Raw genomic sequence first — 15,024 nt, 5'->3', positions numbered from 1 at the left:
ATCATCTTCATCGACGAGATCGATGCGGTCGGCCGCCATCGCGGCGCCGGCCTGGGCGGCGGCAACGATGAGCGTGAGCAGACCCTCAACCAGCTCCTCGTGGAGATGGACGGCTTCGAGGCCAACGAGGGCGTGATCATCATCGCGGCCACCAACCGTCCCGACGTGCTCGATCCGGCGCTCCTGCGCCCCGGCCGCTTCGACCGCCAGATCGTGGTGCCGAACCCGGACGTGGTCGGCCGCGAGAAGATCCTGCGCGTTCACGTGCGCAAGGTCCCGCTGGCGCCCGACGTGGACCTGAAGGTGATCGCCCGCGGCACCCCTGGCTTCTCGGGCGCCGACCTGATGAACCTCGTCAACGAGGCGGCTCTCCTGGCGGCTCGCCGCGGCAAGCGCATCGTCACCATGCGCGAGTTCGAGGACGCCAAGGACAAGGTGATGATGGGCGCCGAGCGCCGCACCCTGGTCATGACCGACGACGAGAAGCGCCTGACCGCCTATCACGAGGCCGGCCATGCCGTGGTGGCGCTCAACGTCCCGGCCACCGACCCGGTCCACAAGGCCACCATCATCCCGCGCGGCCGTGCGCTTGGCATGGTCATGCAGCTGCCTGAGCGGGACAAGCTGTCCATGTCCTACGAGCAGATGACCTCGCGTCTGGCCATCATGATGGGCGGCCGCATCGCCGAGGAAATGATCTTCGGCAAGGAGAAGGTCACGTCGGGTGCCCAGTCGGACATCGAGCAGGCCACGCGGCTTGCCCGCATGATGGTCACCAAGTGGGGCTTCTCGCCCGAGCTCGGCACCGTTGCCTATGGCGAGAACCAGGACGAGGTGTTCCTCGGCATGTCCATGGGCCGCCAGCAGAACATCTCCGAGGCGACCTCGCAGAAGATCGACTCGGAAGTTCGCCGTCTGGTGGAGGACGGGCTCAACGACGCCCGCCGCATTCTCACCGAGAAGCAGCACGAGCTTGAGGCCCTGGCCCGCGGCCTTCTGGAGTACGAGACCCTGTCGGGCGAGGAGATCCGCAACCTCCTCGACGGTCAGCCTCCGGTGCGGGACTCCGGCGACACGGTCACCCCGAGCCGCGGGTCGGCCGTTCCGACCACCCGGCCGGGCCGCCCGCGCGAGAGCGACGGGGAACTCGTCCCGCAACCCCAAAACTGAGGGATCTCCTCACCAAGGCGCGTGTGGCCCGGACACGCGCGCCTTCACCTCGTGTGACCCAGCATACCACCGCTTATCGGCAATGTGCCAAACGTCCTTGGATCAAGACCGTATAAAGATTCGCTGCCTTCAGGAACGTCCCGTGTTACGTCCAAAAAGCGATATTCAGCCTACTTCTGGGGTGTGCCAGGAGCGGCCATTCGCCAGCGGTGGAGCGGTTCTGGTCGCGTAAGATACTGAAGCCAATCTTCTACCAAGGGGCAGATTGGCTTCCCTTGTCGAGGAAGTCCCTTGGTGGCGGACGTGCTCGATGCTGTCGGAGTGGCCGCTGTGATGGTGGCCAGCAAGGACAAGTTGCGTCGTGGTGCTGATGGCCGGCACGAGGATCTGGAGCCACAACGCCAAGGGCGCGAGAACCGCTATGGCGCTCCGTCTGCAACGACTCAGGGGTGCCAATGTATGGTTCGGCCGTGCGTCGCAAGATGATGTTGGCAGACTGACGAACATGGGAGCTGCACCAATGTATTCGGCCTCAAGGTGGAGCTATTGCTCCGGGCCAGCATGGGGATCCGCGCGCATCCAGGACTCGCTACCGGAAAGACCTCTGTGGGCCAAAATGGCACCCAGTCTTGTGGTTGCGCCGGGCAGACCGTTCGTCCATCTCCTTCGTCATCTCGCAGACCTCGGCAGGACAGCCGGTGATTAGATCATCGACTTCATCGTTGTCTCATCAGGGCTGATCGGTTGCAGAAAGAGCCTGAAGCGCCCTCATCTTACATCGCATGGGAGGCGCTCCTCGGCTGGTAGGCATGTCCCTGCGCCAGCACCGCCCAGGCGATACGAGCAAGTTTGTTGGCCGGCGCAATCACCAGCATGTTGCGATGCAGCCGCCGGCCTGCGGTCTCGATCCAGGGCCACAGGCCGAGCCTCGCGCCAGATGGGCGGCGCACCAGGACAATGTGGGCCGCCTGCACGAACAGCGTGCGCAGGTACGTGTTGCCGCGTTTGGAGATCCTGCCCCGGATGGTGCGGTCGCCGGTCGATTCCTGCCTGGGCACCAGCCCGGGCCAGGCGCCGGCACAAGCTTCCATGCCAATCAGGCAGGGTGGGATGTTGGCCAGCCGCTGCGTGAGCTGGGACCGGGAGAGCTTAAGGCGCAGCACGATGGCGCCACGCTCATCCTGGCCGACAAGGTGGAAGCTGTTCTTGCCCACATCGATGCCCAGGGTGGCAATGGCGGCAGAGAAAGAAGACTGTGTCATGGGACGTGCTCCTTGCGTGGCTCGGAGCCCCACAGCTTACGAACATGCGGGGCAGAAGCACGGTCGGACCATCCCATTAGGAGACATCGCCCATGTCTGCATCGACCACCAAGAGGGGATTGATACGGTTAGCTGCGGCTCGGATCGAACGGGGGCACTTCTGGAGGATGATCCGGCGCCCGAACCATCGCAACTGATCGGCATCTGTGCCTTGGACGAAGGCTCTCTGCCCGCCGTGCTCGGGTGAGTCACACCGATCCTATTTCATGGCAACTGCAATGTACTCACCGAAACTAACAATGATCCTTGCTACATGTGAGATGCTGCAGAACCTTGTTCAAACTTGTCCGTTTCTTTTGCTGATGTCCGCCCCAATGCAAAGGAGATAAGCAGTGTTGAAGATGCAGCCTCCAGCAGGTCTCACCGCAACTTTTGAAGCGGCGGAGCGACCCGAAGAGGATTGCTGATGCCACGCTTGTCACCCTCTGGGCTCGGTCGCCCCATTCGGCTGGACCGCTTGGGATCATGGATCAAGACTTGCGGAAGAGCTTCACTCTGGATGAGGCGAGCACCCGAACCGGTGCCAGCATGGTCCTCCGGGTTCTTCAAGCATTGACAGTCATGCCCCTCAGCCCAGCTACCAGTGCTGGCGGCCAGTTCCATGCCGACGGTGTGGTCCAACCGGAACGTTACATTGAACATCGTACTGCTCCCCATCCTGCCGCTGCTGGCAGCCATCTTCCCACCGCTGGCGATCAGGTCCGGGCGCACGCTGTGTGCGGTGGCAGCCGCGGTTCCGACGGTTGCCGCGCTCCTCATCTTGGCGGCCGCCGCGCCGGCGGTCTACCGGGGCGAGATCGTCCAGGCGACCTACGAGTGGCTGCCCCAGTTCGGCCTGTCGTACAGCATATTTCTTGATGGGCTGGGCTTTTTCTTCGCCGCGATGATCCTTGGCATCGGCCTGCTGATCATTATCTACTCCCGGTTTTATCTGAGCCAGGACGACCCGATGGGGCGCTTCTACGCCTACCTCCTCCTCTTCCAGGGGGCCATGGTAGGCGTCGTGGTCAGCGACAACATCCTTCTCATGGTGGTGTTCTGGGAACTCACGAGCCTGAGCTCCTTCCTGCTGATTGGCTACTGGCGCGCCCTTCCGGAGGGACGCCAGGGCGCGCGTATGGCGCTGGTCGTCACAGGCGGCGGCGGTCTCCTGCTGCTCGCGGGTCTTCTCCTACTTGGCCAAATCGCTGGCTCGTATGAACTAACCGAGATCCTGCAGCGCGGTGATGTGATCAAAGCTTCGCCGCTCTACCTGCCGATGCTGCTTCTCGTTCTTGGCGGCGCCTTCACCAAGTCGGCCCAGTTCCCATTCCATTTCTGGCTTCCGCACGCCATGGCGGCCCCGACACCGGTGTCGGCCTACCTGCACTCGGCCACCATGGTGAAGGCAGGCGTGTTCCTCATGGCCCGCCTATGGCCTGCGCTTGCCGGAACGGAAGCTTGGTTCCTTATTGTTTCGATGACCGGGCTGATCACCATGTTGGTTGGGGCCTGGATCGCCCTGTTCAAGGATGACCTGAAGGCGATCCTCGCCTATTCCACTGTCAGCCATCTTGGCCTGATGACCATGCTGCTAGGCTTGGGCACGCCCATGGCCGCGGTGGTCGCCGTCTTCCACATCCTCAATCACGCCACCTTCAAGGCAGCCTTGTTCATGAGCGCGGGGATCGTAGACCACGAGGCGGGCACGCGCGACATCCGGCGCCTCGGCGGCCTCCTGCACCTGATGCCAATTAGCGCCACTCTCGCTCTCGTGGCTGCGGGCTCTATGGCCGGCCTGCCGCTTCTCAACGGCTTCCTGTCCAAGGAAATGATGCTGGAAGAGATCGTGCACACGCCCTATGCGGGCAACCCGTGGATTATGCCGATCCTGGCAACCGTCGGCGCCCTGCTCTCGGTCGCCTACTCGGCCCGTCTTGCCATCAAGACCTATCTCGGTCCTGTCCGCGCGGACTACCCGCACCATCCGCACGATCCGCCCGTCGGGCTCTGGCTTCCGGTGGCGGTGCTCGTCGTGCCGGTGATTGCCATCGGGCTCCTGCCGGCGCTGATCGCCGGCCCCGTGGTGGAGCGGACCGCCCTTGCCGTCGTCGGCGGCCAGGCCCTCCCGTCCTACTATCTGGCTCTCTGGCATGGCTTCACGCCAGCCTTAATGATGAGTGCCGTGGCCTTCATCGGCGGCGCGGCGCTCCTGATGGCTTTCAAGCCGCTCGATCGCCTCCGCCTCGCCACACCGCGCCTGGAGGCAAAGCGGGTCTTCGACCGGGTGCTCGACGGCGCCACGGGTGGGGCGAAAGCCCTAGTCGCGGCCCTCCACACCGAGTCGCTGCCCCGCTACTTCGCGACCATCGTTGTGGCTATCACGGTGGTCGGCACTGCTGGGTTCATGACGGGATCCCATGCGGCGGGAACCAGGGCGCACCTGCCCGTCAACGGGCCGGCGCTGGTCATCTGGGCCACCCTCCTGGCCACCAGCCTCGCCGTCATGGTGCTGCATCCCAATCGTCTTCTTACGCTCATCCTGACCAGCCTCGTGGGGCTCGGCGTCTCGATCGCCTTCATTCAGTTCTCGGCCCCGGATCTCGCCCTGACACAAATCTCGGTCGAGGTGGTCATGACGATCCTGCTGCTGCTGGCGCTCAATCTCCTGCCCCGCACGACGCCGAGAGAAACTGGCTGGATCCGTCGCATGTGGGACGGCGTCATCGCCAGTGTGGCAGGCTTCGGCTTGGCGGGCCTTGCCTACGCCGTGATGACGCGGGACTTCCAGCCGATCTCGGAATACCACCTGGCGCAGTCGAAGCCTGGCGGCGGCGGCACCAATGTGGTCAACGTGATCCTTGTCGACTTCCGCGGCTTCGACACGTTCGGCGAGATCATCGTGCTGTGCATCGCGGCCCTTGCGATCTATGCTCTGCTCGACAGTTCGCTCAAGGGCGCCGCCGCGCGCCGGCTAGCCTCCATGCGCCAGGGTGAGGAGGCGGCGGACGCCCACCCGCTCATGCTCGTCGTGGTGACCCGCGTGCTCCTGCCCCTTGCCATGACCGTAGGGGCTTTCATCTTCCTGCGTGGCCACAACCAGCCCGGAGGCGGCTTCATCGCGGGGCTCGTCGTTGCCATCGCGCTCCTGATGCAGGCGATGGCGAGCGGCTATATCTGGACGGCGGAGCGCCTGCGCCTGAACGCCCACACGATGCTGGGTCTCGGAGTCCTGCTGGCCGGTCTCACGGGCCTCGGCTCGCTCCTGTTCGGCCGGCCATTCCTGACCAGCACCTTCGGCTACGTCCATCTTCCCGTCATCGGCGAGTTCGAGCTTGCCTCCGCCATGGCGTTCGATACTGGCGTCTTCTTTGCTGTGGTCGGAACCGTGCTGCTGTCGCTGGCCCAGATCGCCCGGGTGGAAGCCCGCGCGGAACGCAAGCCGGTGCCGCAGGGCCCCTCGGACATTCGCCTCGTCGGCTCCGCCAGGGCGGTTTCACAGCCAACCATCGCTCACAGTAAGGAGAGCTGATAGTGGAGGTTCTCATCGCAAGCGCCATCGGCGTCTTAAGCGCAGCCGGCATCTACCTGATCCTGCGGCAGCGTAGCTTCCCGGTCATCATCGGCATGACATTCCTGTCGTACGCGGTGAACGTCTTCCTCTTCGCCATGGGACGGCTTACCGTCGACAGGCCGCCGATCATCTCGTCCGGGGCAGCAGCCTACGCGGACCCGCTGCCGCAGGCCCTGGTGCTGACCGCCATCGTAATCTCGTTCGGCATGACAGCCCTGATCGTGGTGTTGGCCCTGCGCGGGTATCTCGAAACCGGATCGGACCGGGTGGACGAGGGAATCCCGAAGCTGCCCGAGCCCGCCGAGGAGCGGCTGACCTCATGAGCAGCTGGATCGTCGCTCCCATCATCCTCCCGGCCATGGCTGCGGCGCTTCTGCTGCTGCTCCGACGCTCCCCGAACCTGCAGCGTCAGGTGTCGCTGGCGGCAACCGCTCTCCTGTGCCTTTCCAGCATCAGGGTCTTCATGCTCGCCATCGAAGGTGACGTGCTGTCCTACCGGCTCGGAGACTGGCCGGCGCCGTTCGGGATCGTCCTCGTGCTGGATCGGCTGTCCGCCACGATGGTTCTGCTCTCGGGCGTACTGTCTTCAGCCGTGATGCTTCACGCCATTCGGGGATGGGACGAAAAGGGGCACCATTTTCATCCCCTGTTTCAGTTCCAGCTCATGGGCATCAACGGGGCGTTTCTCACCGGAGACGTGTTCAACCTGTTCGTGTTCTTCGAGGTGATGCTGATAGCGTCCTACGGGCTGCTGCTTCATGGCGGCGGACCACGCCGCCTTGGGGCAGGCTTCCAGTATGTGGCCATCAACCTCCTTGGCTCGACGCTGTTTCTATTCGCAGTCGGCATCATCTACGGTGTGACAGGCACCCTCAACATGGCGGATTTGGCGGGAAAGGTCAGCCAGGTTGCGGCCGGCGACGCGGCGCTTTTGCGAACCGGTGCCCTGCTGCTGTTCCTGGTGTTCGCTCTGAAGGCCGCCTTGGTCCCCCTGCATTGGTGGCTGCCCACAGCCTATGCCGCGGCCCCTGCCCCCGTGGCGGCCCTGTTCGCCATCATGACCAAGGTCGGCGCCTACGCCATCATCCGAGTGTTCACGCTCGTCTTCGGTGCGGAGGGAGGAGCAGCCGCCTTCATCGCGGCGCCCTGGATCCTGCCGGCGGCCCTGACGACCTTGGCAATTGGCGCCATCGGCGTCCTGGCAAGCCGCGTTCTCGTGGACCTTGTCTGCTTTGCCGTGGTCTGGTCGATGGGCTCTCTTCTCGTCGCCGTCTCCCTGTTCGATGCCAGAAGCCTGACCGCCGCGCTTTACTACACCCTGCACTCGACCCTGATCGGAGGGGCCCTGTTCCTGCTCAGCGACCTGATTGCCTGCCGACGCGGACGCTGGCGTGACGATCTTGAGCCCAGCCCGGTCATGGCGAACGCCGCAATCCTCGGCGGCCTGTTCTTCCTCGCTGCCATCGCCATGAGCGGCCTGCCGCCTCTGTCCGGCTTCATCGGCAAGCTGATGATCCTCGATGCGACCCGCGGGTCCGACTCGGCCGGATGGATTTGGAGCGTCGTGCTCGCCACAAGCCTGCTGGTCATTATCGGCTTCAGCCGCGCCGGCACGATGCTGTTCTGGAAGAGCGAGGCCGTGGCCGGAACTCTCGCGCCGCCGGCGCCCGCCCGCGTTGCCTCACTCGCTCCTGCGGCGGTCCTCATTCTCGGAACCGCCCTGCTCTCGCTCGGCGCCGGGCCAGTGACCCGTCACCTGGAGGCGACGGCGCAGCAACTCGTGACGCCCCGGTCCTACATGGACGCGGTTCTAGGCGGGCTGGCTGAGGCGCAGCGGGCGACGGAGGTGCGGTGATGGCCCGTCTGTTTCCGCATCCGATCCTGAGTGTAGTCATCACCCTGGTTTGGGTTCTGCTCGTCAACGACATCTCGGCCGGCGCCGCGGCGCTCGGCATCCTTCTCGGCTGGGCGATTCCGAAGCTGACGCATCCCTACTGGCCCGACCGGCCGCGGATCCGGCGCCCGCTGGCGGTTCTGGAATACGTCGGGATCGTGCTGAAGGACATCGCGGTTTCGAACATTCAGGTCGCCTACCTCGTGCTGTTCCGGCGCGGCGATACGCTCCGGTCACAGTATGTCACCGTGCCGCTCGATCTGACCACAGCGGAGGCCATCACAGCCCTAGCCGGAACCATCACCCTGACCCCAGGAACCGTCAGCGCAGACCTCTCCGCCGACGGGCGCTCGCTTCTCGTCCATTGCCTGGAGACTGCCGATCCCGCTGCGACCGTCGCGCAGATCAAGGAGCGCTACGAGGGCCGCCTCAAGGAGATCTTCGAATGATCGACATCGCCTGCATCATCGCCACGGCGATCATCGCGGTGGCAAGCCTGCTGACCCTCTACCGCCTAGCGCGCGGCCCGGGCGTGCTCGACCGAATCCTCGCCCTCGACACCCTCGTCATCAACACCATCGGGCTGATTGTCGTGATCGGCCTGTGGTTTCGCACGACGATGTATTTCGAGGCAGCGCTCCTCTTCGCCATGGTCGGCTTCGTGACCACCGTCGCCCTGTGCAAATATCTCTTGCGCGGCAACATCATCGAGTGAGGAGCACCATGGTCATCGCGGAAATCGCAATCTCCCTTCTCATCCTTGTCGGCGCCTTCTTTCTCTTCGTCGGCTCCCTGGGTCTTGCCAAGCTGCCGGACCTGATGCGGCGCCTGCATGGACCGACGAAGGCCACCACCCTCGGCATCGGCTCGATGCTGATCGCCTCGATGTTGTATTTCTGGATCGTCGAGGGAAATCCCTCGATTCATGAGCTTCTCATCACGCTCTTTCTGTTCCTGACCGCGCCGGTAACCGCACAGATGATCGCCAAGGCCTACATTCTCCACAACATACAGGAGCGGGAAGTGCTTACCGAGACCGGCCGTCCCGTCGGCTGGGCTACGCTCGATGCGGCGGAGGCCGATGAACATTCGGAAGTCACGCAGACGTCCTCCAACGCATGATTGCTGCAACATGAGACCCGCGTCGTTTCTGGAACGCCTTCGCCGCAATACTCTGGCCGGTCTCCTGACGGTGATCCCTCTCTGGATCACGGTTTGGATCATGTGGTTCATCCTCGACTACATCATCTATCTCGGTCGCCCGATGGTGTTCGCCCTTGCGCGAGGCATCCGCCCCTATACCGATGACGCCGCCGAGCTTCTGACCCAGGGCTGGTTCCAATCGGCGATCGCCATCCTGTTCGTTCTGGCCGGCCTTTATCTGATCGGCGCGGCCACCAATGCGGTCATCGGGCGGCGCATCCTTCGGGCCGTCGACCGACTGATCGACCGGGTTCCGCTGGCCAAGACGATCTACGGCGCCACGCGCACTTTGATCGATTCCGTGAAGGATGGGCCACAAGGCGGCCAGAGGGCCGTTCTGATCGAATTTCCCACGCCTGAAATGCGCGCTGTCGGCTTCGTCACGGCGACGTTCCATGCTGCTGATACAGGAGAGGAGCTTGCCGCCGTGTACGTGCCGACGACGCCGAATCCGACATCGGGCTATGTGGAAATCGTACCGACCAAGCGCCTCGTCTGGCTCGACTGGAGCGCCAACGACGCGATGTCGTTCATCGTATCTGGTGGGACAATGACGCCGAAAGGCATCCGCATGCATCCGGCGCAGGAGCATCAAGCAGATGCCAAAAGCCGTGTCGGTGCCGAGCTTCAATGAAGCGAGCGGGAGCACATGGTGCGCCATTTGTGGCAAGCGCCACCTTCTTGTCTCAGGCGAGTTAGCGAACAGGGCGCTGCCAGCGCGCTGAGGTCGACGTCACATGCAGCTTGGGATCGTACCAAGAATTCCACGGCCGCCGGGTTTCGAGCACCGTCCCGTCAAATTGGTGGCCTGCCTTCTCCTCGGTGGCCGAACTCAGGCATCGGCAACTGTGATGTCATTCGAGATTGCGGCAGCCCGTTCGGCGCAGTTGATGGCAGTCATCCCCATTGATCCTTTCGCTCCCACGCCACATTTTTCCTTTAGCCAAAGCTTGCGGTCTTGGGTTGAGGATGTCGACCTCGCATTCATGCATGGCTCAGCACGGTCATCAATCGAACAGTTCGAAACCCATGGCCTTGGTAGGGGCATCAGGGTGAGCCGAGTCATTGGCGGCCCAGACATTCGGGAGCTGACTGCAAAGGTGGCGGAGGCGGACCTTGTCCTCATTCCGGCTAACGTGGGGATCGATGGAAGCAGGGCGGAGGTGTGGAGCGAAGTCGCGGAGGTCTTCGCCCAGCGGCAGCACGTTCCCATTCTCCGGGTTTTACGCAGACCGCTCCAGGTGAAAAAAGTGGTTCTCGTCGTCTCCAGTACGCGACGGTGTTCGCAGCTGGCCCGGCGATTAGTGGAGCTTGACCTCTGGCCCGAGGCTGCCATTTCGATTCTGCCTATCGGCGACTATCGTCCCCGTGTGTCACAAGGTGTGAGGGAGCAACTTGACCTGCTCCGGACCAGTGGCCGTGATGCAGCTCTTCTTCCAGCAATTGACCTCGACTTCGCAGCAGCGGATTTGGAGCAGATCCTCTCACCGTTTCAGGTTGCTGTGATGGGACATCTGAGCTACCGCGCCGGCTGGTTCGACTCCGTCAGACATGATCCATTCGAAGCAATCGCCTCATATGTTCCTGTAGTCCTCATGCCTTGAGAGCCATCCTTGCCGCCCTCCACATCCGGCAAGCGCCCGATCCCGTGGCGCTGCTGGCGGCGATGCAGCGACGAGCGGGTCAGGTGCGGGATCGTGGGCTGGAGGGCGTAGAGGCAGTCATCCAGCGGCAGCAGGGTGTGCCGGCGGAAGGCGACGATCACCGCCTCCTCATCAGCTGAAAGAACGGTCGACTTCGGGTTCTTGGTGCCGGTGGGCAGGTCAGCGACTGAGGTGAGCTTCTTCCATTTAGCGACTGTTTTCTGGTTGATGCCGTGGCACGTGGCCAGGGCTCTCAAGCTTGCTTGACTATTCTGGATTGCGCGACGGACCGCCTCAGTCGTGGTGGCGCTGCCGTGGAGAACCTGGCTCATAAAGCATCCCTCCATTCAGGCGATAAGAATGCACCATCAAACCCCGGGATCAAACATCCTAGCAACTGACCCAAGAGTCCGGTTCACCCAGCCGCGTGGAGACTAAGTACAGCGTCGGAACTCATGTGGGATGTGCACCGATGATGGTGCGCACCTTGTCCGGCGTGTTGTTGCAGCGGTCGAAGAAGGCTCTGGTGGCGGCGAGCAGGTCCTGCAGGGTGTCGACCAGCTCACAGGGCGTGACCTCGCGCCGGAACTGCCGCCAGAGCATCTCGATCGGTTTGAGCCACGGACTGTAGGTCGGCAGATACAGCAGCACGAGACGACCTGCGGCACCTCGTAGCACCGCTTCCACCTCCTCGTCCTCATGCGTGCTGGCATTGCCCCAGGCCACATACACAGTCTTATCACGATGATGATCAAGCAGCGCCTGGAGCAGTTCCGCCACCTCCCGCCGACGCTTGTGATGGCGCGTGATGACCAGCGTCTCGCCGGCGTGCCAGTTCACTGCCCCAAGGCCATAGCGGCGGGTGGGCTGCATCGGCGTAGGGATCATCACCTGCTGGCCTTTCGGGCTCCACATCGCGCGTAGGGTCGGATGCCAGCTGATGTTGAATTCGTCGGCGTAGTAGAACACCGCATCGGGCTTTAGCCTATCGCGGGCGTCCTCAACGGTCTTTTTTTGAGCGCATAATCAGGATCGGGGCTGGTGATCGTGTGCTGCGGCCGGCTCAGCGCCATGCCACCGGCTCGCAGGAGCCGCTGCACACTGGGCACACTCATTCTCAAGCCCGTCTCCCCGGCCAGATGATCGGCCAGCCGGGCGGCCGTCCAGAGGGAGAACGGCAGGCCCAAGGCACGTGGGCGCCGGCGCACCAGCTCCAGCAGACGGGCTCGGTAAGCGGGCGTGACTTTCGGCGGGGTGCCCGAGCGGGGAGCATCGGCCAGACCGGCCGTGCCTTCCGCCGCATAGCGGGCCAACCAACGTCGCACCGTCTCCTCATGCTGACGCACGATGGCAGCAATCTCGGCCGCCACCAGACGACGCTCAGCCGAGAGCAGGATCATCAGGGCGCGAATACGCACCCGCGGGTCTGGACTGGTGTGATAAAGCTGGTCAAGTTCGCCCAGCTGCTCTGGGCTAAGCGCATCCAGGCAAATGGGGTGCATGGCGGCCTCCCGGCTGCTCCCACACACCAACATACCACAGAACTTCCAATGCTGTACTTAGTCCGCAGAAGCAGACATCCGATCAGGAGCCGCTCCAGGCTGGAGCATGGATCCCTCTGGCATACCAAGATTGTGTTGACGTCGATTCAGGTAGTCCAGGATTGGGATCCAGACCTGCATGCACTATAGGTACCGCTCGATCATGACAGTCGAGCAGATGCATCTCGCAAGCACTGCGGTCGATCCACTGTTCCGACAATGAAGCTAAGTGTCATCATTATCTTGTGCGTGGTCTAGGCTCGCAGACTGTTAGAGTGGATCGTTCGCGAGCGAAATCGGTTGACCATGCGGTGTTGCGTGTGCCGCCCGATCCCAAGCGTTCCGTCGTTCCTCTAGGGTCTGTTCGCTTGCAATACCCTTGTCCCTGACCAACTGCTCGATCGTAGACAGCCAGTGCTGATAGTAGGTCGAGCCATCATCACAATCACCAGACGCTTGAGCCTCTTTGATCGTCGCCGAAAGTGCGGCAGCCCACTCCGTCCAGGTAAACACCCCCTGCTCGTAGAGAGCGAGCGTCATGGCAAAGGCTTGTGCCTCCCAAGGCTCGCGAAAGACAGGTTCGCCGTCATCCCCACGAGGGATCGGCGAAAACTCTGCGGCCACGCGGGCTAGATCCTCATGCCGGCTCAAGGTAGCTCTCCCAAGCATCAATTGAGACACTGATGGTCGGATCTGCCTGCTCACCCCACAGCTCCTGGCCCGAGAAGCAGATTGTGTAGAGCCATTGCGGCTGCTCGCCCTGTCCATGAGCGTTCGCGTCCGGAAACACGTGGGCGCCATGCACCAGTTCAACAACGCCCAGCTTGTTCCGCGCGTAGCGCGGCAGGCGGGTGTGGCCCTGAGGGTTTATGTTGCGAGTGCGGACCCGGTCACCCACCGCAAAGCGCGCCGGCTGCTCGATCGGGCGCTCAGCCGGACCACCGCGGGCCAGCACGGCCGGTACGTCCTCCGCCTTCAGTACACGCTTGATCGGTGCCGGCTCCGCAAGGGTTTGGCCGCGCGTCAGCTCCTCCTGGGAGACGAGCCCTGCCGCGACGACCAGCTTCTCCACACCCTTGGTCCAGATCTCGTAGTAGCTCGAGGAGAGATACTCACCCGGCGGCAAGGACTCGCGGGCGTGCCGGCTCATGTCGATGTTCCAATTACCGGTAGCTCCCATCGCCAGAGTCAGGCCAAAGGCCCGGCGTTCCCATGCAGCATGGAACCAGGGCTCGTCCTTTTCGATTGCGATCGGCCCGAAGCCCATCATACCGCCGAGATCCTGCGCGCCATTCATCGCACCGCCTCCGGCTCCAGGGCGAGACTGGTGCCAATCATGGAATCGCGGGTCACGAGGTCGGCCAGCTCCTCCTCGCTCATGCACTCTGTCCCTTCGGGACGCATCGGGATCACGAGGTACCGGACCTCCGCGGTGGAGTCCCAAACACGGATGCGGGTGGTCTCCGGCAGGTGCACGCCAAACTCGGCCAGAACCCCACGAGGATCGAGCACAGCCCGGGAGCGGTAGGGGGCAGACTTATACCAGACGGGGGGAAGGCCAAGCACCGGCCACGGGTAGCAGGAGCACAGGGTGCACACGACCATGTTGTGCTCATCCGGGGTGTTCTCGACCGCCACCATGTGCTCGCCCTGGCGCCCGATGAAGCCGAGGGAGGCAATGGCGGCCGTCGCATCTGTCCTGAGCCACTCGCGGTAAGCTGGATCAGCCCAGGCTTTGGCCACCCCCTTGGCGCCGTTGCGTGGTCCGACATTGACCTCATAGGTCTCGACCAGCGCATCAATGGCAGCTGGGTCGACATAGCCTTTCTCGACTAGGATGGACTCAAGCGCGCGAACCCGCAGCTCGATCTCGGAGAGATGGCTGTGGTCGTCATGATCATGGTGATGGTCGTGCCCCATACGTACCGCCCTCGCCTCCTCGAATGAGTCGAGGCCATGCTAACCGGGTGATGGTGGCGAAGCTAGCCATCGGCGTGCCGATCAGCCTAAGACGATTGGACGTCGCGCAGTTGCGGAGATCGTCTGGCTACCTGGAAGGAAAACGCTCAAAGGGCGAATGCCGGTAACCCTTTGATATTGTCAGTGAGCGCGCTGGGACTCGAACCCAGGAGCCTCTGATTACAATCAGAGGTTCCACTGGCGTTGCTTCACCCGCACACCATCCCGTTGTGAGCCAGGAAGCCGCCAAGTAACATGAATACAATCCGGTGGGTCTAACCCTCTAAGGTTATGCTACATTAATCTTCCATTCGGACAGCTGAGATGTAAGCGTGGGGCTGTCAGTGGGTCTGCTTGGTTTGGGATCCGAGGGAGTTGATTGTCCAGCATGCGAGTGGAGCCGGATCATAACTGGCGCTGCCCGGCCTCTGCTCCACTCCCCACCCTTGTACACCGTTCCGACACGAATTCTCCTGCGTTGATCTGTTCGTATGCTGCGGTAGAAAGTTACATGAGGCTCGGGAAGCGCCTGAAGAGCCCTGGAAAATCTCCGAGTCGTTTTCCGGTACAGCGTTACAGTTCGCCGAAACTGCGTTGGCCACGGAGAAGTAGCATGGGATAGCGCTACCCCTCTAAGATCCGTTCTTGGCAAGGACCCGTTTGCGCTGGGGGGTTTATGCACCCTGGGCTCTCTGCCCCTGATCATTGAGGAAGAGCAGATCGGACAGATAGTCGACAG

14 protein-coding genes and 1 pseudogene are annotated in these 15,024 nt (G+C 62.9%); 8 read left to right on the top strand and 7 right to left on the bottom strand.

Features of this window, described 5'->3' with window-relative positions:
* On the top strand, nucleotides 1-1,170 hold a 1,170-nt coding region (locus MA07_RS27330; protein WP_036359923.1), incomplete at its 5' end, for an AAA family ATPase.
* A 773-nt stretch (nucleotides 1,171-1,943) separates the two neighbouring features.
* Here MA07_RS27330 and MA07_RS27325 read toward each other — a convergent pair.
* Nucleotides 1,944-2,432 carry an IS110 family transposase gene (locus MA07_RS27325; protein ID WP_036359920.1) on the bottom strand — a complete coding sequence of 163 codons (489 nt, stop codon included), beginning with the start codon at nucleotides 2,430-2,432 and terminating at the stop codon, nucleotides 1,944-1,946.
* A gap of 694 nt (nucleotides 2,433-3,126) precedes the next feature.
* On the opposite strand from MA07_RS27325, the gene MA07_RS27320 reads away from it, so the two are divergent.
* Genes MA07_RS27320 through MA07_RS27290 form a run of 7 tightly spaced genes read left to right on the top strand, consistent with a single transcriptional unit; the run spans nucleotide 3,127 to nucleotide 9,776 of the window.
* A complete protein-coding gene (locus tag MA07_RS27320; protein WP_036359916.1) occupies nucleotides 3,127-6,003 on the top strand; it encodes a monovalent cation/H+ antiporter subunit A in 2,877 nt (958 codons plus the stop codon).
* A gap of 2 nt (nucleotides 6,004-6,005) precedes the next feature.
* Nucleotides 6,006-6,368 carry a Na+/H+ antiporter subunit C gene (locus tag MA07_RS27315; RefSeq protein ID WP_036359913.1) on the top strand — a complete coding sequence of 121 codons (363 nt, stop codon included), beginning with the start codon at nucleotides 6,006-6,008 and terminating at the stop codon, nucleotides 6,366-6,368.
* Complete coding sequence (locus MA07_RS27310; RefSeq protein WP_036359910.1) at nucleotides 6,365-7,900, top strand: monovalent cation/H+ antiporter subunit D; 1,536 nt, start codon at nucleotides 6,365-6,367, stop codon at nucleotides 7,898-7,900. Before MA07_RS27315 ends, MA07_RS27310 begins: the two co-directional genes overlap by 4 nt.
* On the top strand, nucleotides 7,900-8,388 hold the full coding sequence (locus MA07_RS27305; RefSeq protein WP_036359907.1) for a Na+/H+ antiporter subunit E: 489 nt from the start codon (nucleotides 7,900-7,902) through the stop codon (nucleotides 8,386-8,388). The genes MA07_RS27310 and MA07_RS27305 overlap by 1 nt, the downstream gene beginning before the upstream one ends.
* On the top strand, nucleotides 8,385-8,654 hold the full coding sequence (locus tag MA07_RS27300; RefSeq protein WP_036359904.1) for a K+/H+ antiporter subunit F: 270 nt from the start codon (nucleotides 8,385-8,387) through the stop codon (nucleotides 8,652-8,654). The genes MA07_RS27305 and MA07_RS27300 overlap by 4 nt, the downstream gene beginning before the upstream one ends.
* An 8-nt stretch (nucleotides 8,655-8,662) precedes the next feature.
* Complete coding sequence (locus MA07_RS27295) at nucleotides 8,663-9,061, top strand: Na+/H+ antiporter subunit G (protein WP_036359901.1); 399 nt, start codon at nucleotides 8,663-8,665, stop codon at nucleotides 9,059-9,061.
* Nucleotides 9,062-9,071: 10 nt separating this feature from the next.
* The gene (locus tag MA07_RS27290) at nucleotides 9,072-9,776 is read left to right on the top strand and encodes a DUF502 domain-containing protein (protein ID WP_036359898.1); all 705 of its coding nucleotides are present in this window, start codon (nucleotides 9,072-9,074) and stop codon (nucleotides 9,774-9,776) included.
* A 984-nt stretch (nucleotides 9,777-10,760) separates the two neighbouring features.
* Here the strand turns inward: MA07_RS27290 and MA07_RS29315 are convergent.
* The 6 genes and pseudogenes from MA07_RS29315 to nthA form a co-directional block, all read right to left on the bottom strand.
* Nucleotides 10,761-11,117: pseudogene (locus tag MA07_RS29315) on the bottom strand (IS481 family transposase); the annotation flags it as partial.
* A gap of 121 nt (nucleotides 11,118-11,238) precedes the next feature.
* The gene (locus MA07_RS27275) at nucleotides 11,239-11,754 is read right to left on the bottom strand and encodes an IS630 family transposase (protein WP_081929198.1); all 516 of its coding nucleotides are present in this window, start codon (nucleotides 11,752-11,754) and stop codon (nucleotides 11,239-11,241) included.
* Nucleotides 11,755-11,765: 11 nt separating this feature from the next.
* Nucleotides 11,766-12,287 carry a helix-turn-helix domain-containing protein gene (locus MA07_RS27270; RefSeq protein WP_036359990.1) on the bottom strand — a complete coding sequence of 174 codons (522 nt, stop codon included), beginning with the start codon at nucleotides 12,285-12,287 and terminating at the stop codon, nucleotides 11,766-11,768.
* A gap of 309 nt (nucleotides 12,288-12,596) precedes the next feature.
* Nucleotides 12,597-12,995, bottom strand: coding sequence for a nitrile hydratase accessory protein (locus MA07_RS27265; protein ID WP_081929197.1), 399 nt, complete (start codon nucleotides 12,993-12,995; stop codon nucleotides 12,597-12,599).
* Entirely contained in the window at nucleotides 12,964-13,623 is a 660-nt protein-coding gene (gene nthB, locus MA07_RS27260) for a nitrile hydratase subunit beta (RefSeq protein ID WP_036359887.1), read from the bottom strand. The genes MA07_RS27265 and nthB overlap by 32 nt, the downstream gene beginning before the upstream one ends.
* On the bottom strand, nucleotides 13,620-14,246 hold the full coding sequence (gene nthA, locus MA07_RS27255; protein WP_036359884.1) for a nitrile hydratase subunit alpha: 627 nt from the start codon (nucleotides 14,244-14,246) through the stop codon (nucleotides 13,620-13,622). The genes nthB and nthA overlap by 4 nt, the downstream gene beginning before the upstream one ends.
* Between the last annotated feature and the right edge of the window lie 778 nt (nucleotides 14,247-15,024).

The sequence above is a fragment of the Microvirga sp. BSC39 genome (assembly GCF_000739015.1).
GTDB lineage: Bacteria > Pseudomonadota > Alphaproteobacteria > Rhizobiales > Beijerinckiaceae > Microvirga.
This window is presented reverse-complemented; position numbering and strand designations above follow the sequence as displayed.